This is a genomic window from Nonomuraea sp. B19D2 (genome assembly GCF_040137845.1).
Taxonomy (GTDB): Bacteria; Actinomycetota; Actinomycetes; order Streptosporangiales; family Streptosporangiaceae; genus Nonomuraea.
In genome coordinates this window covers 32,311-55,441 of the sequence record NZ_JBEFAK010000004.1, presented here as the reverse complement: position 1 = coordinate 55,441, position 23,131 = coordinate 32,311, and the positions used below count along the sequence as shown (strand labels likewise).

The 23,131-nt window shown below is 70.0% G+C and carries 24 protein-coding genes and 1 pseudogene; 9 read left to right on the top strand and 16 right to left on the bottom strand.

Going from position 1 to position 23,131, the window contains the following annotated elements:
* Positions 1-51: 51 nt before the first annotated feature.
* Positions 52-807, bottom strand: a complete 756-nt coding sequence (locus tag ABN273_RS09560) for a neutral zinc metallopeptidase (RefSeq protein ID WP_349448313.1) — start codon at positions 805-807, stop codon at positions 52-54.
* A gap of 137 nt (positions 808-944) precedes the next feature.
* Between ABN273_RS09560 and ABN273_RS09555 the strand changes: the two genes are divergently transcribed.
* A complete protein-coding gene (locus ABN273_RS09555; RefSeq protein WP_349448312.1) occupies positions 945-1,418 on the top strand; it encodes a hypothetical protein in 474 nt (157 codons plus the stop codon).
* Positions 1,419-1,493: 75 nt separating this feature from the next.
* Here the strand turns inward: ABN273_RS09555 and ABN273_RS09550 are convergent, their stop codons facing one another.
* Both ABN273_RS09550 and ABN273_RS09545 read right to left on the bottom strand, forming a co-directional pair.
* Complete coding sequence (locus ABN273_RS09550; RefSeq protein ID WP_349448311.1) at positions 1,494-2,726, bottom strand: cytochrome P450 family protein; 1,233 nt, start codon at positions 2,724-2,726, stop codon at positions 1,494-1,496.
* Between the two features lie 116 nt (positions 2,727-2,842).
* Positions 2,843-3,682: an NAD(P)H-binding protein gene (locus ABN273_RS09545; RefSeq protein WP_349448310.1), complete on the bottom strand. Its 840-nt coding sequence runs from the start codon at positions 3,680-3,682 to the stop codon at positions 2,843-2,845.
* Between the two features lie 95 nt (positions 3,683-3,777).
* On the opposite strand from ABN273_RS09545, the gene ABN273_RS09540 reads away from it, so the two are divergent.
* Positions 3,778-4,254 (top strand): GNAT family N-acetyltransferase, encoded by a 477-nt coding sequence (locus ABN273_RS09540; RefSeq protein ID WP_349448309.1) that lies wholly within the window; start codon positions 3,778-3,780, stop codon positions 4,252-4,254.
* Between the two features lie 51 nt (positions 4,255-4,305).
* Here ABN273_RS09540 and ABN273_RS09535 read toward each other — a convergent pair whose 3' ends face one another.
* Positions 4,306-4,941, bottom strand: a complete 636-nt coding sequence (locus ABN273_RS09535; RefSeq protein ID WP_349448308.1) for a TetR/AcrR family transcriptional regulator — start codon at positions 4,939-4,941, stop codon at positions 4,306-4,308.
* Positions 4,942-4,999: 58 nt separating this feature from the next.
* On the opposite strand from ABN273_RS09535, the gene ABN273_RS09530 reads away from it, so the two are divergent.
* Positions 5,000-5,632 (top strand): NAD(P)-dependent oxidoreductase, encoded by a 633-nt coding sequence (locus ABN273_RS09530; protein ID WP_349448307.1) that lies wholly within the window; start codon positions 5,000-5,002, stop codon positions 5,630-5,632.
* 2 nt (positions 5,633-5,634) lie between these two features.
* On the top strand, positions 5,635-6,474 hold the full coding sequence (locus tag ABN273_RS09525; RefSeq protein WP_349448306.1) for an SGNH/GDSL hydrolase family protein: 840 nt from the start codon (positions 5,635-5,637) through the stop codon (positions 6,472-6,474).
* A gap of 43 nt (positions 6,475-6,517) precedes the next feature.
* Here the strand turns inward: ABN273_RS09525 and ABN273_RS09520 are convergent, their stop codons facing one another.
* Entirely contained in the window at positions 6,518-7,462 is a 945-nt protein-coding gene (locus ABN273_RS09520; RefSeq protein ID WP_349448305.1) for a GlxA family transcriptional regulator, read from the bottom strand.
* A 53-nt stretch (positions 7,463-7,515) separates the two neighbouring features.
* Here ABN273_RS09520 and ABN273_RS09515 point away from each other — a divergent pair, with 53 nt between their 5' ends.
* Positions 7,516-8,103: a DJ-1/PfpI family protein gene (locus ABN273_RS09515; protein ID WP_349448304.1), complete on the top strand. Its 588-nt coding sequence runs from the start codon at positions 7,516-7,518 to the stop codon at positions 8,101-8,103.
* A 36-nt stretch (positions 8,104-8,139) separates the two neighbouring features.
* On the opposite strand, the gene ABN273_RS09510 is transcribed toward ABN273_RS09515, so the two are convergent.
* On the bottom strand, positions 8,140-8,649 hold the full coding sequence (locus ABN273_RS09510) for an NUDIX hydrolase (protein ID WP_349448303.1): 510 nt from the start codon (positions 8,647-8,649) through the stop codon (positions 8,140-8,142).
* A 220-nt stretch (positions 8,650-8,869) separates the two neighbouring features.
* Between ABN273_RS09510 and ABN273_RS09505 the strand changes: the two genes are divergently transcribed.
* A complete protein-coding gene (locus ABN273_RS09505; protein ID WP_349448618.1) occupies positions 8,870-10,444 on the top strand; it encodes a right-handed parallel beta-helix repeat-containing protein in 1,575 nt (524 codons plus the stop codon).
* 120 nt (positions 10,445-10,564) lie between these two features.
* Here ABN273_RS09505 and ABN273_RS09500 read toward each other — a convergent pair whose 3' ends face one another.
* The gene (locus ABN273_RS09500; RefSeq protein WP_349448302.1) at positions 10,565-11,740 is read right to left on the bottom strand and encodes an MFS transporter; all 1,176 of its coding nucleotides are present in this window, start codon (positions 11,738-11,740) and stop codon (positions 10,565-10,567) included.
* 135 nt (positions 11,741-11,875) lie between these two features.
* Between ABN273_RS09500 and ABN273_RS09495 the strand changes: the two genes are divergently transcribed.
* Positions 11,876-12,556 (top strand): Pr6Pr family membrane protein, encoded by a 681-nt coding sequence (locus ABN273_RS09495; RefSeq protein WP_349448301.1) that lies wholly within the window; start codon positions 11,876-11,878, stop codon positions 12,554-12,556.
* Between the two features lie 16 nt (positions 12,557-12,572).
* Here the strand turns inward: ABN273_RS09495 and ABN273_RS09490 are convergent, their stop codons facing one another.
* The 6 genes and pseudogenes from ABN273_RS09490 to ABN273_RS09465 form a co-directional block, all read right to left on the bottom strand.
* On the bottom strand, positions 12,573-13,760 hold the full coding sequence (locus ABN273_RS09490) for a S8 family serine peptidase (RefSeq protein WP_349448300.1): 1,188 nt from the start codon (positions 13,758-13,760) through the stop codon (positions 12,573-12,575).
* On the bottom strand, positions 13,757-14,656 hold the full coding sequence (locus tag ABN273_RS09485) for a hypothetical protein (protein WP_349448299.1): 900 nt from the start codon (positions 14,654-14,656) through the stop codon (positions 13,757-13,759). Before ABN273_RS09485 ends, ABN273_RS09490 begins: the two co-directional genes overlap by 4 nt.
* Before the next feature lie 138 nt (positions 14,657-14,794).
* On the bottom strand, positions 14,795-15,271 hold the full coding sequence (locus ABN273_RS09480) for an iron chaperone (RefSeq protein ID WP_349448298.1): 477 nt from the start codon (positions 15,269-15,271) through the stop codon (positions 14,795-14,797).
* Positions 15,272-15,324: 53 nt separating this feature from the next.
* On the bottom strand, positions 15,325-15,948 hold the full coding sequence (locus ABN273_RS09475; protein WP_349448297.1) for a glyoxalase: 624 nt from the start codon (positions 15,946-15,948) through the stop codon (positions 15,325-15,327).
* Positions 15,945-16,417, bottom strand: a pseudogene (locus ABN273_RS09470) (helix-turn-helix transcriptional regulator). Before ABN273_RS09470 ends, ABN273_RS09475 begins: the two are co-directional and overlap by 4 nt.
* Positions 16,418-16,446: 29 nt before the next feature.
* Positions 16,447-16,857, bottom strand: a complete 411-nt coding sequence (locus tag ABN273_RS09465) for a VOC family protein (protein ID WP_349448296.1) — start codon at positions 16,855-16,857, stop codon at positions 16,447-16,449.
* Between the two features lie 189 nt (positions 16,858-17,046).
* On the opposite strand from ABN273_RS09465, the gene ABN273_RS09460 reads away from it, so the two are divergent.
* A complete protein-coding gene (locus tag ABN273_RS09460; protein ID WP_349448295.1) occupies positions 17,047-19,626 on the top strand; it encodes an amino acid adenylation domain-containing protein in 2,580 nt (859 codons plus the stop codon).
* A gap of 179 nt (positions 19,627-19,805) precedes the next feature.
* Here ABN273_RS09460 and ABN273_RS09455 read toward each other — a convergent pair whose 3' ends face one another.
* Complete coding sequence (locus ABN273_RS09455; RefSeq protein ID WP_349448294.1) at positions 19,806-20,423, bottom strand: LysE family translocator; 618 nt, start codon at positions 20,421-20,423, stop codon at positions 19,806-19,808.
* The gene (locus ABN273_RS09450; RefSeq protein ID WP_349448293.1) at positions 20,420-21,169 is read right to left on the bottom strand and encodes a metallophosphoesterase; all 750 of its coding nucleotides are present in this window, start codon (positions 21,167-21,169) and stop codon (positions 20,420-20,422) included. The genes ABN273_RS09455 and ABN273_RS09450 overlap by 4 nt, the downstream gene beginning before the upstream one ends.
* Positions 21,170-21,267: 98 nt before the next feature.
* Between ABN273_RS09450 and ABN273_RS09445 the strand changes: the two genes are divergently transcribed.
* Positions 21,268-21,885, top strand: coding sequence for a CGNR zinc finger domain-containing protein (locus ABN273_RS09445; protein WP_349448292.1), 618 nt, complete (start codon positions 21,268-21,270; stop codon positions 21,883-21,885).
* A gap of 238 nt (positions 21,886-22,123) precedes the next feature.
* Here ABN273_RS09445 and ABN273_RS09440 read toward each other — a convergent pair whose 3' ends face one another.
* The gene (locus tag ABN273_RS09440; RefSeq protein WP_349448291.1) at positions 22,124-23,131 is read right to left on the bottom strand and encodes an ABC transporter permease; all 1,008 of its coding nucleotides are present in this window, start codon (positions 23,129-23,131) and stop codon (positions 22,124-22,126) included.

Below are 23,131 nucleotides of genomic sequence, written 5' to 3'. Positions count from 1 at the left end.
GATCTTATCGAGGCGGCCGCGGTGGCCCCGCGGAGCACCGCGGCCGCCGCGCTACGCCACCTTGGACGAGGGAGCCGTCCAGGTGTTGCACGATCCGGGGTCGCCGGTGGCGAAACCGCGCTTGGCCCAGGCGCGCCTGGTGGCCGCCTTGCCCTCGTGGCGGTCCGCACCGCGGGCGTCACCGACGATCATGCTCAGGTAGTATTCCCAGTCCTTGGTGGTCCGCCCCTCCATCGGCCAGACGCTCTTCAGGAAGGCGCCGGCAAGGCAATCCTTCTGGAGCCGGTAGCGGCGATCCTGCTCGAAATACTCGGCGTCGTTGCGGTACCGCACGGCGTCATAGGCGCCCTCGATGCCGGTCAAACTCTGAACGTGATAGCCGTACATATAGGCGGTCAGCTCGAACAGCCAGAAGTCCTCGGGATCGACGAGCCAGCTCTTCCCGATCTGGAGGAACAGCGTGCGGTTCTTCACGCAATACCACGCCTGCGACTCTTCTTTCGTCGGCTTGAAACCGCAGGTCTTGGGGATTTTGGCGACGTGCCGCAGCTTGATCTTGGAGTAAGACAGGCCGGCACCGGTGAGATGCTGTTCCCAGGTGGTTTCCAGGCAGGCGACGATCGCGTCGACGTAGGCGCGGGCCAGCTTGCGGTCGCCCGTCTTGACCTTCGGCTCCGCGCAGGTCGTCGTGGGCAGCGGCCCCGCTTCGTAAAGCGAGTTGGCGATGAGCTTGGGGTGCTTGACGGGATATGCGGCGGCCGTACCGGATAAAGGCACCATGAGGGCGGCCGTCAGCGCCGCGGTCATGAGAAGTTTCACGAGGCGTGAGAATAGGGCCTCCCGCTGAGGGGGGCCAGATCCGGATGAGAAGTAATTAAATCGCCACTTTACGTGCGGCCGGCCACCGGTAGTGTCGCCGTCAGGACGCCAGAAGGGACTTCGACATGGATGGCAGGCATCCCGCACTCGCCCGGCTCGACCTCCTGGTCGGCCGGTGGACGGTGCAGCCCAAGGTGGACGGCCTCGGCAGCGCGTGGACCGAGTTCGCCTGGCAGGACGACGGCCTGTTCCTCCGCCAGTTCACCGACGCCGAGCCGCCGCCGCCCACCGCCCCGCAGGCGTGGCGGGACCACGCGCCGTTCCCCACCGTCTCCCTGTTCGGGCTCGACGACGCCACCGAGGAGTTCACCATGTTGTACGCCGACGCGCGCGGCGTGCACCGGGTCTACCGGATGACGCTGGCGGACGGCGAGTGGCGGATCTGGCGGCACGCGCCGGGCTTCAATCAGCGTTTCCACGGCACGTTCAGCGCCGACGGCGACACCGTGAACGCGCGGTGGGAGAGGTCGGAGGACGGCCGGACCTGGGACCTCGACTTCGAGATCACGTACGTGCGGGCGGCTCAGGCAGGCATGTAGTCGAGCAGGCGGAGGTGCTCGTCCAGGTCCGGGTCGGGGCTGGCGGTCCAGGCGCCCGCCGGCGGCCCGGGGTCGTCATCCCCCGATCTTGGCGGGTCCCAGCGCCACGGGCAATGCGACCGGCCCCTCGGTGATGATCGACGAGCTGTAGACGATCTCGTCCTCCGCGACCGCCAGCCGCAGCCCGGGGAACCGGCCGAACAGCGAGCTCAGCGCGATGCGGGACTCAAGCCGGGCCAGGGGCGCACCCAGGCAGAAGTGCGGCCCGCGGCCGAACGCGAAATGCATCTCCTGGCCGCGCGAGATGTCGAACCGCGCCGCTTCCCCGCCGAACTTGGCCGGATCCGTCCCCGCGCCCGCCACCCCGACCAGGACCGGGACCCCGGCCGGGATCGTCACCCCACCGAGCCGCACGTCCGCCACCGGATAGCGGAACATGATGCTGACCACCGAGCTCCGCGTGCGCAACGACTGCTCGACCACCTGATCCCAGGCGTCATCCCGAAGGGCGAGGGCGAGTTGCTCGGGGTGGGTGCACAGGGCGATGACCGCGTTGGCGATCAGGTGCAGGGTGCTCTCGTGGCCGGCGATCAGCACCAGCCACAGGATCCACAACATCTCCTCGTCCGACAGCCGGTCGCCGTTGTCCTCCTGCGCGCGGATGAGCCCGGTGGTGAGGTCGTCCCCCGGTTCGTCGCGTTTGCGCTGGATGAACGCGCCGAGATAGCCGAGGATGCCGCCCCCGGCCGCGGCGGCCTCCTCGGGGGTGGCGGTGTGCGAGAGGATCACGTTGCTCCACTCGCGGAGCTGCTGCCGTTCCTGTTCGGGCACGCCGAACAACTCGCAGATCACGTTGACCGGCAGCGGCTCGGTGAAGTGGCGGACCAGGTCCACCACGTCCCCCTCGGCCGCCAGCCGGTCGAGCAGCTCGTCCGTCATCTCCTTGATCCGGCAGGCGAGGGCCCGGACGTGTCCTGGGGTGAAGGCGCGGTTGATGAGGCCGCGTAGCCGCCGGTGATCCGCGCCGTCCTTGGTCAGCAGGTGGTCACCCCCGATGAGCTGGCGCAGGGGCCAGTCAGGGGGGATGGTGCCGTCGTTCAGTGCGGTGAAGTTCCGCGGGTTCTTGCTGTAGAGCGTGCCGTCGTTGGCGAGGACCTCGTTCACCAGGTCGTACGAGGTCACGATCCAGGCGTCGACCTTGCCTGGCAGTTCGATGGGCACCACCGGCCCGTTCTCATCGCGGTATCGGCGGATCGTCTCGGATGTCCGCTCGCCGGGGATCGGGATCTGCAGGGGAGGGATGGCCATTTAAGACCTCCGATACATGAGTTTCCTTCTCAACTGTCCGTGATGAGTCGCTTACCAGCCAAGACAGGTCAGTTGTCACCCGAGGCCTTCAATCCCTGCCGATCACGCCACCCCTGTCATCGGAAGTCGTCGGCGTGGTCGGCGGCCCATTGGCGGAACGTACGCGCCGGCGTACCGGTGATCTCCGCCACCACAGAGGTGATCAATCCAGCGTGAGGCCGCTTCTCCGCGCTGGCCAGCAGGGCTTCCACCAGGGCCGGCGGCCTCCCGTCCGCGAGCATCTGCTCGCGTGCGGTCTCCACGGGCACCTCCTCGAAGCGCAGCGGTCGCCCGACGGCCTCCCCGATCGCGCGTACCTGCTGGGCCCTGCTCACCACCTCCGGCCCGGTCAGCACGTACGTCGCGCCCACGTGCCCGTCATCGACCAGCACGCGCGCCGCCACGGCCGCGACATCGCGCGGGTCGACCACGGCGGTGGCCGCGATGTCCGGCCCCCGTACTACCCCGGTGCCGCGGATCTGCGCGGCCCACCCGCGGGTGTTGGAGGCGATGGTGTCCGCCCGCAGGAAGGTCCATTCCAGACCCGACTTCTTGATCAGGCTCTCCATGTCGGCATGGAGTTGATTGATCGGATCGCTCTGCCGCTCGGCCTCGTCGTTCACTCCTGACGACGAGAGGTAGACGACCTGGCGGGCATGGCCTCGGATCACATCCAGGACGGCGGGGGCGCCTTCGGTGGTGAGAAAGGGCCAGACCAGGAACACCGTCTCGACGTCCACCAGGGCCTGCGCCAGCGTGTCCGGCCTGGACAGATCCCCTTCCGCCACCTCCACCCCCGCATCAAGCCGGCGAGCTGCCCTCACAAGCGCGCGCACGGGGCCGCCGACGGACACAAGCTGGGCCAGTACCTCCTGGCCGACATTTCCGGTCGCACCAGTCACAAGAATCTTGTTCATGCCCCATGTCAGCCTCGGGTGCCGACGGCGATATTCCCCGCAAACGTGGGGGGCAGTCGTCGGGGCGCAGAACGACCGCTGCGATACTCCAGCGCATGAGCACGACCAGGCGGCCAGGCGCCCCGACGCGGTGGACGCTGCGCGCCGCCGAGCCGGGAGACGTCGAGCTGATCGCGGAGTTGCGGGCCACGGTGCTACGCGCCGACCTGCAGCGATTGGGCCGTTTCGACGAGCACCGGGTCCGGCAGCGCCTGCGGGATTCCTACTCCTCCGAATACACGTCGATCATCGCAGCCGACGGCGATTTCGCGGGTTGCGTGACGTTGCGGCCCGGCGAGGACGGACGGTGGCTGGAACATTTCTATATCGCCCCGGAACTCCAGGGCCAAGGCCTCGGCTCGGCCGTCCTGCGGGCCCTGCTGGACCGGACCGACGCCGAGAACGTGACCGTCCGCCTGAACGTCCTGCAAGGCAGCGCCGCACGGCGCCTGTACGAACGCCACGGGTTCGTTGTGGAAACTCAGGACCCGGTCGACATCTTCATGGTGCGGCAACCGGCTTTCACGTCGTGAACATCGGTGGAGGCGCTTCGCCTCGCCTCGCCGAAGGCCGAGCTCCCACCCTCATGCGGCGAGCTGTTGGAGGAGGGTTCGGGCGAAGGACGCCGCCGCCTCGTCCTCGTCGCCGCGATCATCCGGCAGCGACATGTGGCTCAGGAACGCGTACTGGAAGCAGGAGCCGAGCAGCAGCCCGGCGGCCGCGGTGACGTCGGTTTCCGGCCGCAGCCGCCCGAGTGCCTGCTCGGCGCGCAGGTACGCGGCGACGGCTTCGTTGGCCTTGTGCGGGCCGGCACCGTGGTGCCGCAGTTCCTCCTTGTGCGCGGCGAGCGTGGCCGGATCGGCGAACATCGAGGCGAGCATCGGAAAACCCTCGCCGTAGAAGGCGATCGCGGCCCGCGCCACGGCGGTGAGGTTGGCCACGAGAGTTCCCGTGCCGGCCCTGCCGTTCACCGCCTGCGCCAGCAGCGTGAAGCCGGGTGAGCGCTCCCGCATCACCGCCACGAGCAGGTCGGCCTTGTTGGTGAAGTGCTTGTAGAGGGCCGCCTCGGTGAACCCGGCGGCCTGCGCGATCTGGCGTGTGGTCACGTTGGCCAGGCCGCGTTCGGCGATCACCCTCGCCGCCGCGTCGAGGATCACGTCCCTGGTGCCCATCTTCGTCCCCTCCTTGTTCGGATGGCGCTTGACAAGGTTAGTGGTCACTCACTAACCTCCCACACCAGTTAGTTAGTGTGCGTTTACTAACCTCTAGGGAGTGTAGATGAAGCTGACCGTCTTCGGTGCGACCGGCGCTACCGGGCAGCACGTCGTGGAGCAGGCTCTCGCCGCGGGCTGTCACGTCACCGCGGTCGTACGCGACCTCGCCCGGTTGCCCCAAGCCGGTCACCCACGGCTCGAACCGGTCGTCGCCGATGTGATGGGCGCCGAGGCCATCGTCGAGAGCGTGACCGGCCGGGACGCCGTCGTGTCGGCTCTGGGGCCGCGCCCCGGGAGTGGTGAATCGGTGTGCGCGGACGGCGCCCGTGCGATCATCACCGCGATGGGCACCGCCAGAGCGCGCCGCCTGATCGTCGTCACGGCCAGCGGCCACATCGTCGACCAGGGCGACGGACCGGCCAGCCGCCTGGTGGTCAAGCCGCTGCTGCGGCGCCTCCTCCGGGAGGGATTCGCCGACTTCGCCCGCGCCGACGAGGTGGTTCGCACCAGCGGTCTGGATTGGACGATCATGCGACCGCCTCGGCTCACCGACGGCGGGCGCCGGCCGTACCGTACCGCTGTCGACCGCAACGTCCGGGGCGGCATCACGATTGCCCGCGCGGACCTCGCCCACGCCATCCTCGCCGCGCTGACGGACCCGGCCGCGGTCGGCCGCAGCATCTCGCTGGGGTACTGACCATGAAGAGACGGATCATCATCGGTCTGTGCCTGCTGCTGGCCGCCGTGCTCGGCCTCACCGGCGCCGTCGGCTACCTCACCTTCCTGCGCCCGGCCGACAACCCGCCGGCCGACGCCTGCGCCGGCGGAGCAGGCAAACGCCCCCGGGTGGTCGCCGCCGGCGCCAGCATGACGCAGGGCGCGCTCGGCGCGAACTGGGTGGCCGCGCTGCGCGCCCGGCCCGAATTGCGCGGGTATGAGGTCGTCAACGCGGGCGTCAACGGCAACACCACCGCCGACCTGCGGCAACGGGTCGACACCGACATCGTGGCCTGCCGGCCGGCCGCGGTGACGATCCTCATCGGCACCAACGACGTCCGCAACGGCGTCCCGCTGGAGCAGTATCGCGCCAACCTGGACGCGATCGTCGACCGCGTCAGAACCCGCACCACCGCCCGGATCGCGCTGGTGTCCTTGCCCCCGCTCGGCGAGGACCTGAACACCGACCTCAACCGCCGGCTCAGGGCATACAACGCCGCGATCCAGCAGGCCGCCGCCCGAGCAGAGGTCGACTACCTGCCCTTGCACGAGCGCCTGATCGACGGCCTGCAAGGGACGGGCGGCCGCATGCCGTACGACTTCAGCTTCCCCCTCGCCCTCGCCGTCGCCGCCCAGCACTACCTGCTGGGGCGCAGCTGGGACGAGATCGCCCATGACGGCGGGCGTGAACTGCTGGTCGACCACGTCCACCTGAGTGACCGGGGCGGCGCGATCGTCGCGGACCTCGTCGGCCAGTGGCTCACCTCACGCCTCGACGACGCCGTTCGCGATCGGACAGCGCGGCTCGCCCCACCGGCCTGAGGCGCGGTGAGGTCTCAGGGGGCTGCGGTCACAGCGCCGGGCGTCAGGGAGCGAAGGCTCGACGGTAGGCGGTGGGAGTGGTGGCGAAGGCTCGGTGGAAGTGCGCTCGCAGATTGGTGGCGGTGCCCAGCCCGGTACGCCGGGCGACTTCGTCGACGGTGATGTCGCTGTCCTCCAGCAGGGTGCAGGCGGCGCGCAGACGCTGCTGGATCAACCAGGCTCGCGGACTCATGCCGAACCGGGTCTGGAAGTTGCGGTGCAGGGTGCGGGTGGACTGCATGCCCCTGCGGGCGAGATCGGTGACGGTGAGGGGCAGGTGCAGGTTGGCGTTGGCCCACGCGGTGACGTCGGCCAGCTCCGCGTCTTCGACGGACTCGCCGGACGGGATGAACTGCGCCTGACCGCCGGCCCGGTGCAGTGGTGTGACCATGTGACGGGCCCGCTGGATGGCCGCGGACTGACCGTGGTCCCGGCCGACCATGTAGAGGCACAGGTCCAGACCGGCGACGAGTCCCGCGCTGGTCAGCACCTGCCCCTCGTCGATGTACAGGGCATTCGCGTCGACCCGGACCAGAGGGTGCTCGCGGGCCAGCGCGTCGGCGTGCACCCAGTGGGTCGTCGCCCGCCGGCCGTCGAGCAGGCCCGCCTGCGCCAGCGCGAACGCGCCGGTACAGATCGATGCGATCCGAGCCCCGCGGCGATACGCGTGGGCCAGGGCGTCGAGTGCTCTCTCCGGGGCGCGCCCGCGGGCGAACCCGGGCACGATGACGGTGTCAGCGTCGTCGAGAGCGTCGATCCCGGCCTCGACAGTCAGGCCCAGGCCGGCAGTGGTGGTGGGAAGCGGGCCGCCGTCCAGCGAACAGACGGTCATCGCGTATCGGCCCTGCCCCTCATGCCCGAACACGTGTGTCGCGATCGTCAGGTCAAAGGCCACAGCCGATGGCAGAGCGAGTACGGCGACGCGATGCGTGGCCGATTTCTTACGCATGATGGCAAGCATGCCACTCGTTGCTGGCGACCACGCAACGGAATCCTGGCTGTATGCGAATTGAGATAGTGGTCTTCGACGGCTTCGACGAACTGGACGTGTTCGGGCCGTTCGAGGTGTTGTCCATGGCGGGGTTCACCGTTGAGCTGGTCGCCGCCGAGCGGCCTGGTCCGGTGACCAGCATGCGTGCCGTCAAGTTCGATGTGCCCGCCGTGCTGGGGCAGGCTGACGCGGTGATCGTTCCAGGTGGCGGATGGCTGGACCGGGCCCCGGCGGGCGCCTGGGCCGAGGCGCAGCGCGGTATGCTCCCGGCCCGGCTGACGGCGGTGGCGCCGTCGATCCGCTGGATGGCTTCGGTGTGCACCGGTGGGCTGCTGCTCGCCGCCGCCGGTTTGCTGGCTGACCGGCAGGCGACCACCAACCACGGCGCGTACGACGAGATGCGGTCCTACGGTGTGGATGTCGTGGAGGAACGTGTCGTCGACGCCGGTGACCGCATCACTGCCGGCGCCCTCAGCGCCGGGCTGGATCTGGGTCTGTGGATCACTGAACGAGAGTTGGGTACGGCGACCGCCGACCGCGTCGCCACCGCCATCGGGTACGCGCGCACGGCCCGGGTCTTCCACTCACGAGGACGGTGACGAACCGTGGGCAAGACGTACGAACGCGCATAGGACCTACGCGTACAGGGCTCGCGGTTCATCCGGCAGACGTTCTCCCGCGGCCAGCAGATCGGCCAGCAGCCCCGGGAGTCCGAGAGGTCGCAGCGTCTCCGTGGCCTCGGCTGCGACAAGCTCCGCCAGGGACCACCATCGATGCCCGGTGATTCCCTGCCGCTCCTCCGGCTCCAGGTGAGCGCGGCTGATGACCTCCGTGCCCCGAAAGCGCGCCAGAAAGTGCCGTTCGTGTACGTGCACGGGCTCGCCGCCCCACTGGACCTCCCCGTCGAGAGTCCACACACACGGCCCCCACTCGACGTCCGTCAGCCCGGTCTCCTCCAGCAGCTCCCGGCGGGCGGCCTGGCGGAAGTCCTCGCCTTCCGCCAGGCCCCCGCCAGGCGTTACCCAGAACAACTCCCGGACAGGAGAGCCGGGGACGACGATGACGCCGTCGTACCTGTGCTGGATCATCAGGATCCGGTCGTCCTGGTCCAGCAGCACGATCCGTGCGCCTCGTCGAATTCGCACCGCTGACTCCGCCCGCCTTGATAGGGAAACTCCCCATTTCATAGCGCAAATCATGAAAGTTTCACAGGCAGTCGAGCGAGCGGTTGATCCCTGGCCAGCGGCGATGCCGTCCAGCCCGATGGGCGAGCGTAGCTCACATTGACGCGGGGAAAGCGCTTTCCTACTGTGGCCGTCGGTTTCATCGGCAGCGCCGCCCGACCGACACCATTGGAGAAGGATGATGCGCCTGAAAGCCGTCCTCGCGTGCGCCGGCCTGTCAGCCGGTGCATTCGTCGCCCTGTCACAACCCGCCGCGCAGGCCGCGGCGACGCGGTATGAGGCGGAGAGCTCGCCCGCTGTCTGCAGCGGAACCATTGACAACAACTGGTCCGGGTACTCGGGCAGTGGGTTCTGCAACGGCAACAACGCCGCCGGCGCGTACGCCCAGTTCACCGTCAACGCCGGCACAGCCGGGACGGCGACGCTGGGCGTGCGGTTCGCCAACGGCACCACGAGCGCCCGGTCCGTCGATCTGGTCGTCAACGGCTCGACCGTGCAAAGTGTCTCGTTCGAGGCCACCGGCGCGTGGAACACCTGGGTCACCAAGACGCTCACCGTGTCGGTGAGCTCGGGCAGCAACACCATCCGGTTCAACCCGACCAGCTCGAACGGCCTGCCCAACATCGACTACATCGACGTCGAAGCGGGCGGCACCACGCCCCCGCCGTCAGGTGGCGCGCTGTACGTGGCGCCGAACGGCAGGGACGGCGCGGCCGGAACGCAGTCGGACCCGACGACGCTCACCTCGGCGATCACCCGCGTCACTGCCGGCGGGACGATCTACATGCGCGGCGGGACGTACAACTTCGCGCAGACGGTCACCATCGCGCCGGGCAACAACGGCACCTCCAGCGCCCGCAAGAAACTGTCCGCCTATCCAGGCGAGACTCCGATCCTGAACTTCTCGGCCCAGAGTGAGGACCCGGCCAACCGCGGGCTTGCCGTGAACGGGGCGTTCTGGCACGTCTACGGCATCGTCGTCGAGCGTGCCGGCGACAACGGGATCTTCGTCGGTGGCAGCAACAACATCTTCGAGCGCACGGTGACGCGGTTCAACCGTGACACCGGCCTGCAGCTCTCCCGGATCGCCTCTGACACCCCCCGCGACCAGTGGCCCGCCAACAACCTCGTCCTGAGCGCGCTGTCGCACGACAACGCCGACTCCGACGGCGAGGACGCCGACGGCTTCGCCGCGAAGCTCACCGTCGGCTCCGGCAACGTCTTCCGCTACGCCGTGTCCCGCAACAACATCGACGACGGCTGGGACCTCTACACCAAGACGGACACGGGGCCCATCGGCCCGGTGACCATCGAGGACTCCCTGTCCTACAACAACGGCACCCTCAGCGACGGCAGCCAAGCGGGCAACGGTGACCGCAACGGCTACAAGCTCGGTGGCGAGGACATCGCGGTCAACCACGTCATCCGGCGCAACATCGCCTACCGCAACGGCAAGCACGGGTTCACGTACAACCGCAACCCCGGCACGATGTCGATATCGAACAACGCCAGCATCGACAACGCCGAGCGCAACTACTCGTTCGACGCCGGCACCTCGGTGTTCCGCGGCAACGTCTCGTGCCGCAGCAGCAGCGGAACCAACGACCGGATCGTCGGTGACGCCGACAGCTCCAACCAGTTCTGGTCCGGCTCGAACGGGTCCCGGTGCTCCTCCTACACCGGCGCCCTGAACTGGTCCTTCGCCGCGGACGGCCGCCTCGTCGTGACCTTCGGCGGCAGCCCGGTAACGCCGTAACCGACCTCGCCGCCGGGCGTGGCGCCGCCCGACCGGCACCCGGCCGGACCATGCCGCCGAGCCCGCCCGGCGGCGTGGTCCGCACCGTACGGACGCCGAGGACGGCGGCCGGTCACGGGCTCAGCGGGGTTCGGCGAGTGACCACAGGGATGCCGCCATGAGGAGGGCGGTCAGCCCGCCACAGATCATCACGGTGGACACCGAGAAGGCGTCGACCACGCGGCCGCCGAGGAACGCCCCGAGGGCGAAAGTCGCCTGGAACGAGGAGGTGAAGACGACCGTGGCGGCTTCGGGCGCGTGGGGGGCGGCGGTGATGAACGATGCCTGTGAGCAGACGGGCACGGCGCCGTAGGCGAGGCCCCAGACCATGAGCAGCACCACGGCGCCGACGGTCGTTCCGCCGGCCGAGGGCAGCAGCAGGGTGGTGGCCGCGATCAGGCAGCCGCAGGTCACGAAGGCGCCTCGCAGGCGTGTGGCGGTGGCCTTGCCGGCCAGGAAGTTGCCGGCGATTCCGGCGATCCCGTACATCAGCAGGACGGCGCTGACGGCGGCGGGATGCAGGCCGGTGACGTCCTGGAGGAAAGGCGTGACGTAGGTGTAGGTGCCGAAGTGGGCCAGGACGATGAGAAAGGTGGCCAGCAGGGCGATCTTGCTGCCTCGGTTGCGCAGCAGGTCGAGCAGGACGCGAGGGCTGGTGACCTGGTGGGCGGGCAGCCGCGGCAGCAGCATCAGCAGGGCCGTCAGGACCAGGAGGGCCAGCGCGGCCAGGACCAGGAAGGCGGTTCGCCAGCCGGCGAGCTGGCCGATGAAGGTTCCGGCCGGCACGCCGAGCACGGAGCCGAGCGGCACGGCGGAGAAGATCACCGCGGTGGCCGTGCCGACGGCCTGCGGCGGTACCAGGCGGCCGGCCAGCCCGGCCCCGATCGACCAGAAGCCGCCGATCGTGAGGCCGACGAGCACCCTGGAGGCCAGCATCACCCAGTACGAGGTCGCCACGGCCGCCAGCACGTCGGCCACGGCGAGCACGGCCATGAGGACGCACAACATCACGCGGCGGTCCAGGCGCGCGGTGGTCAGCGTGACGGCGGGCGCGGCGACCGCGGCGACGATGCCGGGCAGTGTCATGGTCAGCCCCGTGGTGCCGTCGGAGATGCCGAAGTCGGCTCCGATGGCGGTCAGCAGGCCGATGGGCAGGATCTCGCTGGTGACGATGGCGAAGATGCCCAGCATGAGCGAGATGACCGCGAGCCAGCTGATCAGTGGCGAACGCGATGAAGTGAGCGTGGTCGTTGACATGGTTCCCGTTCGGGCGAGAGCGCGTGATCTATGGGCAACCAGCCAAGCAGCGATGAGGCGCCGGGCACCGGCAGGTTTCGGACCGTACCGTCGCTGCGACACCGCGCTCAGGCCCTCTGTGCGACCATGATCCCCATGATCCGGGTGACGGCGTACCGCTTGATGCTGATCCTGGCCGCGGTGGTCGGCCTGATCTACACGTGGCTGGCCCTGGCCGACCCGCTGAACCCGCTCGTGCTCTTCACCGTGCAGAGCAATCTGCTGCTCACGGCGTTCTACGCCTGGCAGGTGGCCGGCAGATGGCGCCCTCCCACCGAGCTCAAGGGGGCGGTGACGCTCTACATCGTGATCACTGGGCTGGTCTGGCACTTTCTGCGCATGCGCGGAGCCAACCCCTTCGAGCACCTCTCCCTTCACGGTCGCGGTCTGGGCAACTTCCTCCTCCACTACGTGACGCCCGTCATGGCTGTGATCGACTGGCTGTGCTTCGACCGGGTCGCCCCTCGGCCGAAATGGGCGGCCGCTCTCAGATGGCTGGTCTACCCGCTGGCCTATCTGGTCTTCGCCCTGGTCAGAGGCGCCCTGCTCCCTCCAGATGCGTGGAAGCGGTATCCCTATCCGTTTCTGGACGTGGACAAGTTCGGGTACGGCGGGGTGGCGCTCATGGCGCTGGCGCTGGCCGTCGGCTTCTTACTGCTCGGCTATGGGTTGATCGCCCTGCACCGCCTGGTCAACCGTGCCGGTCGTACGGCTGCGGTCTCCACGCCTTCACCCCCCGCCGACACCGCGGACCCCACCGCTCCAGCGACGCGTTGAGATCACAGGCGGGATCTCATGCTCGTGGCCGGCGCATCAGCAGCGCCGCGCCCAGCAGGAACAACAGCCCCACTCCGGCGGCCGCGCCGCCCACGGCCACGTAGGACATGTCGATCGGCGGGTTGGTGGTCGGTGGGGCGACCGGTCCGCCCCCGAAGTACTCCTTGCCCTTGTACGGGGCCGCCGCGATCTTGGCGTCCTTGGCGGCGCCCGCCGCCTGCACCGCCTCCGCCGCGTCGATCAGCCCGAAGCCGAGGAACACGGTGTAGCCGGCCGGCGGCTTCTTGGCGGTCCGCACCAGGATGTCGCGTACCTGCCGCGGCGTCAGGTCGGGATTGCGGGACAACATCAGTGCCGCGGTGCCCGCCGCGAGCGCGCAGGCGGGCGAGGTGCCGTCCCCCGTCCGGTAGCCGCCGCGGTTGTCGGCGGCGTAGATGTCCACGCCGGGTGCGGCGATCGTGTTGTACGTGTGCACCTGCGAGAAGTCCGCCCGCACCCCGTTGGGCGCCATCGCCGCCACCGCGATCACTCCCGGGTACGCGGCCGGGTAGGAAACGACGTTGTTCGCGTCGACCTCCAGCGGGTCGGTGGATCCGCCGTTGCCCGCGCTGGCCAGCAGGATGGCCCCCTTGCCGACGGCGTAGTCGACGGCCGCGGCCGTGTCCTCACCGTAGTCGCTGCCCAAGCCCCACTCGTCGGTGCCGAGGGACATGGAGATCACCCGGGCGCCCTTGTCGACGGCGTACCGGATGCCCTTGGCCAGCGCGGTGCTCGCCTTGATGGTCTCCTTGTCGGCGGCGACGCTGCCGGACTTGGCGGCGGCCTCCGCGCGCTTGCGTGCCGGGTCCTCCCGGTCCCAGATCACCCGTACCGAGAGCACCCGCGCCTGGGGGGCGACCCGCAGCACGCTGGAGGCCATGGCGGTGCCGTGCGCGCCCCAGTACGACTGCCCGGGCCGGGCTCCCCCGCCGATGAAGTCGGGACCGTTCGTCACCCGTCCCCGGAACTCCGGATGGTTCTTCACGACCCCGGTGTCCAGGACCGCGACGGTGACCCCCTTGCCCTGTCCGAGCCGTTGCGCGGCGGGCACCTTCATGGCCCGCAGTTCCCAGCCCTGCGGCGTCCCGGCCACGGCCGGTGCGGCGGTGGTCGCGACCAGGCCGGCGACCAGTACGGCAGCGCAGGTCAGCCTGCGGATCATCATGCCCCCACCTTCCGGGCTTCGGCGTACAGCCGGGTGGCGAGGCTCTCCGCGAGCCCTCGCGCGGTGTACGCCCACGCCCCACGGTCCTCCTCCTGCTGGTAGTTCCTCTTGCCCCACGGTTCGGGCAGCCGTCCGGGCCTGCGGCCGTCCGCCGGCCCCGTGGTGACCGCCACGAATATGGGCGCTTCCCCGACGAGCCAGCCGCCGTTCCCGGTGCGCGCGGAGTCATTCCACTGGATGCCGGGCGCGGCCAGGGCACGCACCGCGTGGTCCGGCTTCTCCTGCGCCTCACGGACGATGTCCGACAGATCGATGCTGGTCTTGGGGTCGCGGAAGGCGACCAGGGCCACGGTGGCGGCCGTCCCTCCGGTGTCGTCCACGTACGTGGCACGCATGGCCGCGACGCAGCCCCGCTCGGCGGCCATCTTGGCCAGCTGGCCGGAGAGCGCCGCCCGGCAGGAGGTGTCGGAAGAGATGGCGGCTCTGGTCCAGCCGCGTTCGTCGTTCGGGGAGGAGTATCCCTTGTCGGGATGCTCCCGGCCGAGCTGCGGCGGGAACAGCTTCTCGACGGGCACATTGCGCCACAGTTCCCGGGAGTACGCCGGGTTGTGGATGATCTGCTGGCTGTTGGAGTGGGCGTGCGCGATGAGCGCGCCACCGCCGAGCACGGCCAGCAGGCCGAAGCCCGCGACGACGAGCCCCACGGCGACCCGCCAGGCGCTGCGCCGGGGCCGCGTCGGCCCCGCCGGTGGCTGTGCGTGCTGGTACTGGTGCTGGTAGAACCCGGCCTGCGGGTCCGGCACGGGCATCTGCCCGGGTGCGTACGGGTGGGGATGCCCGGAGGGCGGCTGAGGGGGATGGAACCCCGGCCCGGAGCCGGACGGGGGGTGCATCATCGTCTCTCCTGTCGTGCGAGCCGGCCGATCAGGGAACGGAGCACGGTTCCGTTTGAACCCCTCTGATCGATTTGCGCGTTCTGACCCTATCGGTCTGCCGCGCGAACCGGGCCCACACCCGCCCCAGTGGCCTCAATCTCAACTCGCGGCCTTCTTGATGAGCGCGGCGATCCGTTCCTCGTCGGCGGCGGTCATCTTGGTCAGGGCGAAGGCGGTCGGCCACATGGTGCCGTCATCGAGGTTCGCCGGGTCGTTGAAGCCGAGCGTGGCGTACCTCGCCTTGAACTTCTGCGCGCTCTGGAAGAAACAGACGACCTTGCCGTCCCTGGCATACGCCGGCATCCCGTACCAGAGCTTCGGCGAGAGTGCCGGCGCGCTTGCCTTGACGATCTCATGGATCCGCTCGGCGAGGACGCGGTCCTCCTCCTCCATCTCGGCGATCTTCGCGAGCACTTCGCTCTCCGCGTCCGGCTTGGCGGCGCGCGAGCCGCGCCGCGCGGACGCCTTCAACTCCCGGGCGCGCTCCTTCATCGCGGCCCGTTCCTCTTCGGTGAATCCGTCGTACTTCTCGTCGGCTGCGCCGGTGTTCTTGGCGGACGTCTGCGTGCTCTTCATGACAATTTCCTCTCTTGCACTGCTTGATCAGGACAATCTCGGGCGGTGGCGACTCAGGGCGTGGTCGCCAGCGACGCAGCCTCCCACGCGAACCCGTCCGGGTCGGTGAAGGACCCCGCATCGCAGCCGAGCATGAGCCGGTGCGAACCGGTGCCGTCCATGGGGACGCCGACATCCTTGGCAAGGGCACGGCGCCCGTACAGCGCCAGCTTGACCGGACTCGACGCGGAGGCGAACTCGACGTACTTGCGGCCGAAGCTCTTCGCCACGACGAGGCCGCGGTCGACGTAGAACCGCCTGCTCGCGGCCACGTCCGCGGCTCCCAGCAGGAGCACCATCTCGTCGAACTGCTGGGTGGCCGGCCCGGTGTCCTTCTTCTGCGACGTCGCGACCTTCCAGATCGTCCCGTCCGGGGCCTGTACGACGCCGCCGTAGCCCCAGAACGACTTCGCGGCAGGCTTCAGCGGCGTGGCGCCGGCGTCGAGCGCGGCGCCGATGAAGGCGTCGACGGTGGCCGGCTGGGACACCGTGAGCGACAGCGCGAAGCCACGGAAGCCGGTCGCCGGCGCCTCCGAGGCCCGCAGGCGCACGTGAGCACCCAGACCGAAGGCGGTGTAGAAGCGGTCGGCGGCCGCGGTGTCGGCCACCTCGAGGGTGAGGGACTGGATCGAAGTCATGGCCGTAACGCTAGTTGTGGCTGGTGGACCGGTGCTTCTTGATTCCTGACCGGTCTCGTCACCCGCTCGCCACGCACGACGGCATCCCCGCCGCAGCGCCCGCCGCGCGGCGCTGGTAGGCGCTGGGCGGAATGCCGACCAGCTCGGTGAAGCGGGTGCTGAACGCGCCCAGCGACGTGCAGCCGACCGCGGAGCAGACCTCGGTGACGCTGAGGTCGCCATGACGCAGCAGCGCCATCGCGCGCTCGATGCGACGTGTCATCAGATAGGCGTACGGCACCTCGCCGTAGGCGAGGTGGAACTGCCGGCTGAGGTCCCCGGCCGACATGTTCATGGCGCGGGCGAGGGCCTCGACGTCCAGCGGCTGCGCGTACTCCCGGTCGATCCGATCGCGGACACGGCGAAGTCGCGCAAGATCGTTCAGGCGCTGTGCCGCGGTGAGCGCGCGCCCCCATGCGGGATGACACATGGGAGAACTCCTTTCGACTGCTGAACGGGTCAGCGAAGTTCTTGGATGCGGACCAGGTTGCCCGCGGGATCGCGGAAGGCGCAGTCGCGGACGCCGTACGGCTGCTCCGTCGGCTCCTGGACGACCTCGGCGCCGCCGGCCTGCACCTGCTCGAAGGTGCCGTCGAGGTCCCGGGTGGCCAGCAGGATCCAGCCGTAGGTGCCCTTGGCCATCATCTCGGTGATGGTGCGGCGCTCGTCATCGGTGATGCCGGGGTCGGCGGCCGGCGGCGCCAGAAGGATGGACGTGCCGGGCTGGTCGACCGGGCCGACCGTGATCCAGCGCATCATGCCGTGTCCGACGTCGCTGCGTACCTCGAAGCCGAGGGTGTCGCGGTAGAAGGCCAGGGCGGCGTCCGGGTCGTCATGCGGGAGGACGCTCGTATGAATGGTGATGTCCATGGCCGTCACGTTATCTGCAGTCGCCTCCGCCAAGGAGCTAACCCGTCACCAGGGACTGGGACTTCCTGAGCGGCTCGAATAGGGCGAAGTCCTCCGTAGCGCAGCGAACGGGACATCGCTTGACCCCGGCTCGAAGCCCTCAGCATGATTGCGTGATCAACGGGGGCCTCGACAATCAAAGGGCTGGTCATGGGAATTCAGGAAGGCGGCGGGGGCAAGCCGTCCGGGTTGAGGCTGGCCCCATTAATCCTGCTCGTCACCACGGTGTTCGCCGGGCTCGGCTTATGCGCGTTCTCCCTGAGCGACGCGGGGGTGCGCCACGCCGTGGAGACCGCTCCGCCGCGGGCCGTCGGAGTCACGGTCGCCGGGGCGATCAACGCAGGGAACTTCGCCACGTATGACCGGGTCGTGCGGGAGCAGACCGCTCTGGCGTTCGGCGGCGTGCCCAGCGAGGTGACCACCTTGCTCCGCTCGGACGGCTACGCGATGCCGGGCCAGGAGAAGGTACGGTTACGGCCGCCGGAGCGGCTCAGGTTCGACAGTTTCGACGGGTTCCAACGGCATGCCCGGCTGATCTCAGGTTCCTGGCCGCGGTCGCGTACCGAGCCGGTCGAGGCGGCGATCTCACAGGCCGCCGCCTCGTTCAGCGGTCTCGAGGCCGGGAGGACGTTCACCACGATCGGCCGCATCGACGCCGAACCGGTGCAGGTCAAGATCACCGGGGTGTTCGTGCCGGACGACCCGCTCAGCCCGCGCTGGGCCGGCGACCTGATGTTCGGCCGTGGCGTCGAGCGGGACGGCTACACGACCTACGGCCCGCTCATGGTGGATCAGGCCACCTTCCTCGACCACTTCGCCACGACGGTCAACGCCACCTGGACCGTCGTCCCGGACCTGCGCGGCATGTCGGTCGGGCAGTTGCGCGAGGCGGTCGCCCGGCTGGCGGACCTGCGGGAGCGGTTCAAGGCGAACGGCTGCCCCGACTGCACGCCGCTCAGCGCCCTGCCCGGCACGCTGTCGCGGCTGGAGGCTGCCTCGTCGGCGGCCCGCTGGACGGTACTCGGCCTGGCGGCGGTCCTGGCTCTGGCGCTGCTGCTCCTGCCCCGGCCCAGAGGGACGGGGTGGCGGCCGGGCACGGCGGCGGTGGTCGCAGGCTGCGCGGTCGCGGCACCTTTCCCGGCCCACCTGCTGTTCTCCCTGGCCGGCGCGGTGCCGTGGTGGCCGGCCTCGGGACTACGGCCGCCGGCGGCCTTCGACGCGGGGGCGCTCCTGGCGGCGATCTCGATGGCGCTGCTCGCGGCCGTACTTCTGCTCGTCGAGGTACCGCGGCCGGGCATCCGGGTGCTCTCCGTGGCGATCGCCGCCGCGGTGGCCGTGGTCGCGGTCTGCGGCGCCACGACCTGGCGTACGTCGCAGGCGGCTCGGGCAGGCCACCAGGCCGGCGCCGACCTGCGGCTGACCGGCCCGCCGGCAGGAGGCAAGCCGGACGTCCTCGGCCGCGGCACCGCCTTCGCCGCGCTGCCGGGCGTCACCGCCGCCGTGCCCGGCCACCGCGACCGCATCGAGGTCGACCTCCGGTACAGCACCCTGCTCGGCATCGACGCCTCCCGCCTCGCCGAGGTGTTCCGCCTGCAACCCGACCTGTCGGATCGGTCGGTTGCGCAGATGGCGACCGCGCTGGCCGCCGGCCGGCCGAAGATCGGCGCCATGCCGCTTCCCGGCGCCCCCCGTACGCTCACCGTCGAGGTGGAGGCGCCCGCCGCCCCTCCGCGGCTGCGCGTGGTGGTCTCCGACGCCCTCGGGGTCTGGCACGACCTGCCCGTCGCACCGCTGCGCCAAGGCGCCACGAAGGTGGACGTGGACCTCGCCGGCCTGGCCGGCCAGGACGGGAAGATCGCCTACCCGCTCTCCGTCCGTGGTTTCCTGGGGGACTCGATCGACGACTCCCCCCATGTGGTCACCGTGACCGCGCTGCGCGCCGATGGCCGGGAGGTGGCCCTGCCGGCGGATCAGCGCTGGTCGGCAGGCGTGGAGGGTGGCGCGGGGCTGTTCTCGCTCAAGGTGCAGGCCGCCGCGGCCGTCGTGCGGCCCGTACCGGTGGGTGCCGCCGCTGACCGGCCGCTGCCCATCGTGCTCACGCCCGAGCTGGCCGCCTCCGCGAAGCTCACCACGGGCCGGACCGGCTCCATCGCGCTGGGCCGTCAGCGGGTCCAGGTCCAGCTCGCCGGCGTCGTCAAACGCATGCCCGGCATCCCCATCGACCAGGCCGGCGCCCTCGTCGACTTGCCGTCCTTGCAGGCGTGGAACCTGGCCGCGGCACGTCCGCCGCTGCCCGCCGCCGACTGGTGGCTCGCCACCGGCGACAGGAACCGGGTCCGCGCAGCGGTGGCCAGATCCGGCTGGGATGTCACGGTGATCGACCCGCAGGACCTGGCGGCTCCGCCGCCTGGCCTGCTGCCCGAAGCGCTCGGCCTGGCACTGGTGACCGCGCTCGGCCTCCTGCTCGGCTCCGCCGCCACGGCCCGCCGGCGGTCCCTGTGGCACGCCGCCGGCGGCACGGTGCTCGGGCTGGGGTTGGGGCTGGGGCTCTGCTACGCCGCCGTGCCCTGGCTCGTACGCGCCTGGCAGGGCGGGAGCGCCACGCCGGACGTCGCGCTGGAGCTGCCATGGACCGCGATCGTCGCGCTGCCGGTGCTGTACGCGGCCGTCACCGCCGTCGCACACCTGATCCGCGGACGGACGGATCCGCCGCTGCCGGTTCCTAGATGAAAAGGAAAGGCCGATCGCCTGACGAGGCTCACTGCGCCGGTCGATCTCGCCGACGTCGCTCAGGCATATGTCCGTTCCATTGAGGGCGCCCAAACCGGGCAGGTCTACAGTTTGTAGAGACGACAGGACGCCGATCCGCCGGCGGTCGCTCAGCTGCTGCCGTCGGACACGCCGGCCTCCTACGTCGTGGCGGCCCGGACGCCGAGGACGACGAGCACCACCGCCGTCACCTTGCCGACTGCACGCTTGAAGCGGGCCTTACGCACGATGTGCGCCCCTTGGTGAACAAGGGCCGTCCAGGTCAGCAGCCACACCGCCATCAACAGGGCATGGGCGGTGGCCAGGGTGAGGATCTGCCCGCCGAAGGGACGGCCAGGCAGGATGAACTGCGGGACCAGGGTCAGGTAGATGGAGGCCGCCTTCGGGTTGAGCACGTTCGCGAGCAGGGCTTGGGTGTAGACAGAGCCGGCCTGTTTCGGCCGGTCCGTCAGCGCGGGAGGGGCGAGCAGGGTGGTGGAGCGCCAGGTCCACAGACCCAGGCCGATGAGGTAGGCCGCGCCGATGAGTTTGACCGCGGTGAAGGCCTGGCTGGAGTGCATGACCAGCGTCGACAGACCGGCGACGGCCAGGGTCGCGTGGGCGTACAGGCCGGTGACCGTACCCAGGATGACGGGGAGAGCCTGGCGGCGGCCGCCGGCTGTGACGTGCTGGATCAGCAGGGTCAGGCTGGCGCCCGGGGTGGCGATGATGGGCAGGATCGCCAGGAGGAACGCGGCGACCGCGTACGGGTGGATCATGCCTGGAGCACGACGCGGTAGTGGGTGGTCAGGCGGCGGTCGTCGTCCAGGATGTGGAAGGCGAGGCCGGGCGGTTGCTCGCGGTCGGCGGGCTGGTCGCCCTCCCACGGCAGGCGCAGGGTCCAGGTGATGGCCGGTGCGACGATCAAGGGGCGGCCGGCGAAGGTGGAAGCGGCCGCGGTGTGAGCGTGGCCGGTGAGCACGGCGACGACCTGCGGGTGGGCGTCGAGCAGTGCGGCCAGATCGCCAGGTGACTCCAGTCGTCCGGAGTCGGGCAACGGGTGGTGGAGTTCGACGGGCGGCTGGTGGAAGGCGATCAGCGCGGGCGTGTCCGGGGCGAGCCCGTCGAGGGTGGCGTGCATCCAGGCGAGGGTTTCGGGGTCGAGGCGGCCCTCGTCGTGGCCGGGGATGGTGGAGTCGCACATCAGGATGGCGGTGCCGGCGATGTGGTGCACCTGGTTGATGGGGCCGGGGCCGGGCGGCTGCCGCAGCAGTGCCTTGCGGTAGGCCGGGCGGGCGTCGTGGTTGCCGGGGCAGGTGAGCACGGGGAAGGGGCCGGCCAGGATCTGCGCGGCCTGCTCGTACTCGGCCTCCTCGCCATGATCGGCGATGTCGCCGGTGACCAGTACGGCGTCGACGGGGCGGGGAAGTGCCCGCAGGTAGTCCATGACCCGGGTGGCGCGCCGGATCGCTCTGTCGGTGCCGTCGAGGTGCAGGTCGCTGATCTGAGCCAGCAACAACGCCATCGGGTGCTCCATTCATCAAGGCATCTAATGGTTAAATTAGATTTAACGTTAGAGACCATAGGGTGTGAAGAGGACATAGGCAACCGGGAGGAGTTGGTGTGGAGCGCTGGCCGGCCTTGGAACTGGCGAGCACGATCCGCCATGACGGCCACGGCGGTGTCGCCGACGACCTGGCCACGCTGCAGAGCACGGCCCGCTGGATTCATCAGCAGGCGGAGCTACTGGCCGGCCACGTCGACGTCGCCGGGCTCACGGTGGACGAGGAGGTCAGGAGCGAGATCGTCGAGCTGCGCCGGGCCGTGCGGGCGCTGTTCGCGCAAGCGGTCAGCCCGGCGCCGCCAAGCCGGGCCGACGCCCACCGGCTGATGCCGGTCGAGCAGGCGCTGGCTCACCTCAACGCGGCGGCCGCCCGTGAAGCGATCGTCCCGCAACTGGACTGGCCCGCGGGCGCGGCACCTCAGATGGGGGTGCTGTCGGCCGAACCCGACGCAAGCGTCCGGCTGGTCGCGGCCTTGGCACGGGCCGCCATCGACTTCCTGAGCGGTCCGCAACGTGAGCAGTTGCGAGCCTGCAACGCGCCGCGCTGCGTCCGCTACTTCGTCAAGAGCCACGGGCGGCAGGAGTGGTGCAAGCCGTCATGCGGCAACCGGGCCCGGGCGGCACGCCACTACCAGCGCCACAACGCCACGCCCGCCCGGGACCTGCCCGGGACCTGACCCGCCCCTTCCGACAGACAGCCACGTCTGTGGGTCCCGCGACTCAAGAGCGACTGCGCCGATCGCCGCGATCAACGGGCGGCTGTGACCACGGACCCGGTCGGCACGACAGCGACCACGGTGGCGACCTGCAGGAGACCGTCGGCGGTGGTCTCGAAACCGGAACCGCCGGATGCGTGACGGCCGGCGCACCCGGCGGCCGGTCAGACCGAGCGGCCTTGCTCGGCGCGACTGCAGGTCAGACTGAGCGGCCTTGCTCGGCGCGACTGACGCGGAGCGCGTCGACGGCGATGGCGATCAGGATCATCGCGCCGCCGATCATCTGGATGTAGTAGGCGGACACGTTGACGAGCTGCAGCCCGACCTGGATGACGCTGATCAGCAACGCGCCGCCCAACATTCCCGAGACGCGCGCCCGACCGCCGGTGAGCGAGACGCCGCCGATGACCGGGGCGGCCACCGCGTACAGCAGGAGGCTGTTGCCGACGGTGACGTTGACGCCGCCCAGATAGGTCGAGGAGAGGAAGCCGGCGACGCCGCCGAGTGTTCCGGCGGCCAGGAAGGCGCTGAGCCGGACCCGGCGGACCGCGATCCCGGCGACGATCGACGCCGGCAGGCTGCCGCCGGTCGCGTACAGGTTGCGGCCCCACTGTGTGCTCCGCAGGAGGACCGCGACCACCGCGAAGGCCAGCAGCAGCGCGACCGGCATGAGTGGCCAGTCGCCGATGGTCGCGCTGCCGAGGTAGCCGTAGGTCTCGTCGTTGATGACCAGGGTCCGCGCCTTGGTCAGCGCGAGCACCGCGCCCTGCAGGAACAGACCCATGGCCAGCGTGGTGATGAGCGAGTTCATGCGCAGCAGGGCCACGAAGACGCCGTTGATGAGTCCGATCACCGCGCCGGTCGCGATGACGCAGACGATCGCCAGGATCCCCGGGACGTGCAGGTGCTGCATGAGCAGCGCGCCGACCATGCCGCTGAACGCCAGGTTGCCGGTGACCGAAAGGTCGATCTCGCCGATCAGCAGCGCGAAGGACACCGCCAGCACGAGCAGGCCGAGCGGGGTCGCCTGGATGAGGATGTTCTGCAGGTTGGCCGTGGTCAGGAAGAACGCGTTGAACAGCCCGGTGACCAGACTGAAGACGATGATCAGCGCCCAGACGATGTTGTCGAGGCCGAATCTGAGCAGGCTGAAATCAGCGTGCCGTGGCACGCGTATCGTCTTCTCGGCGTCCGCTGTCTGGGTCAT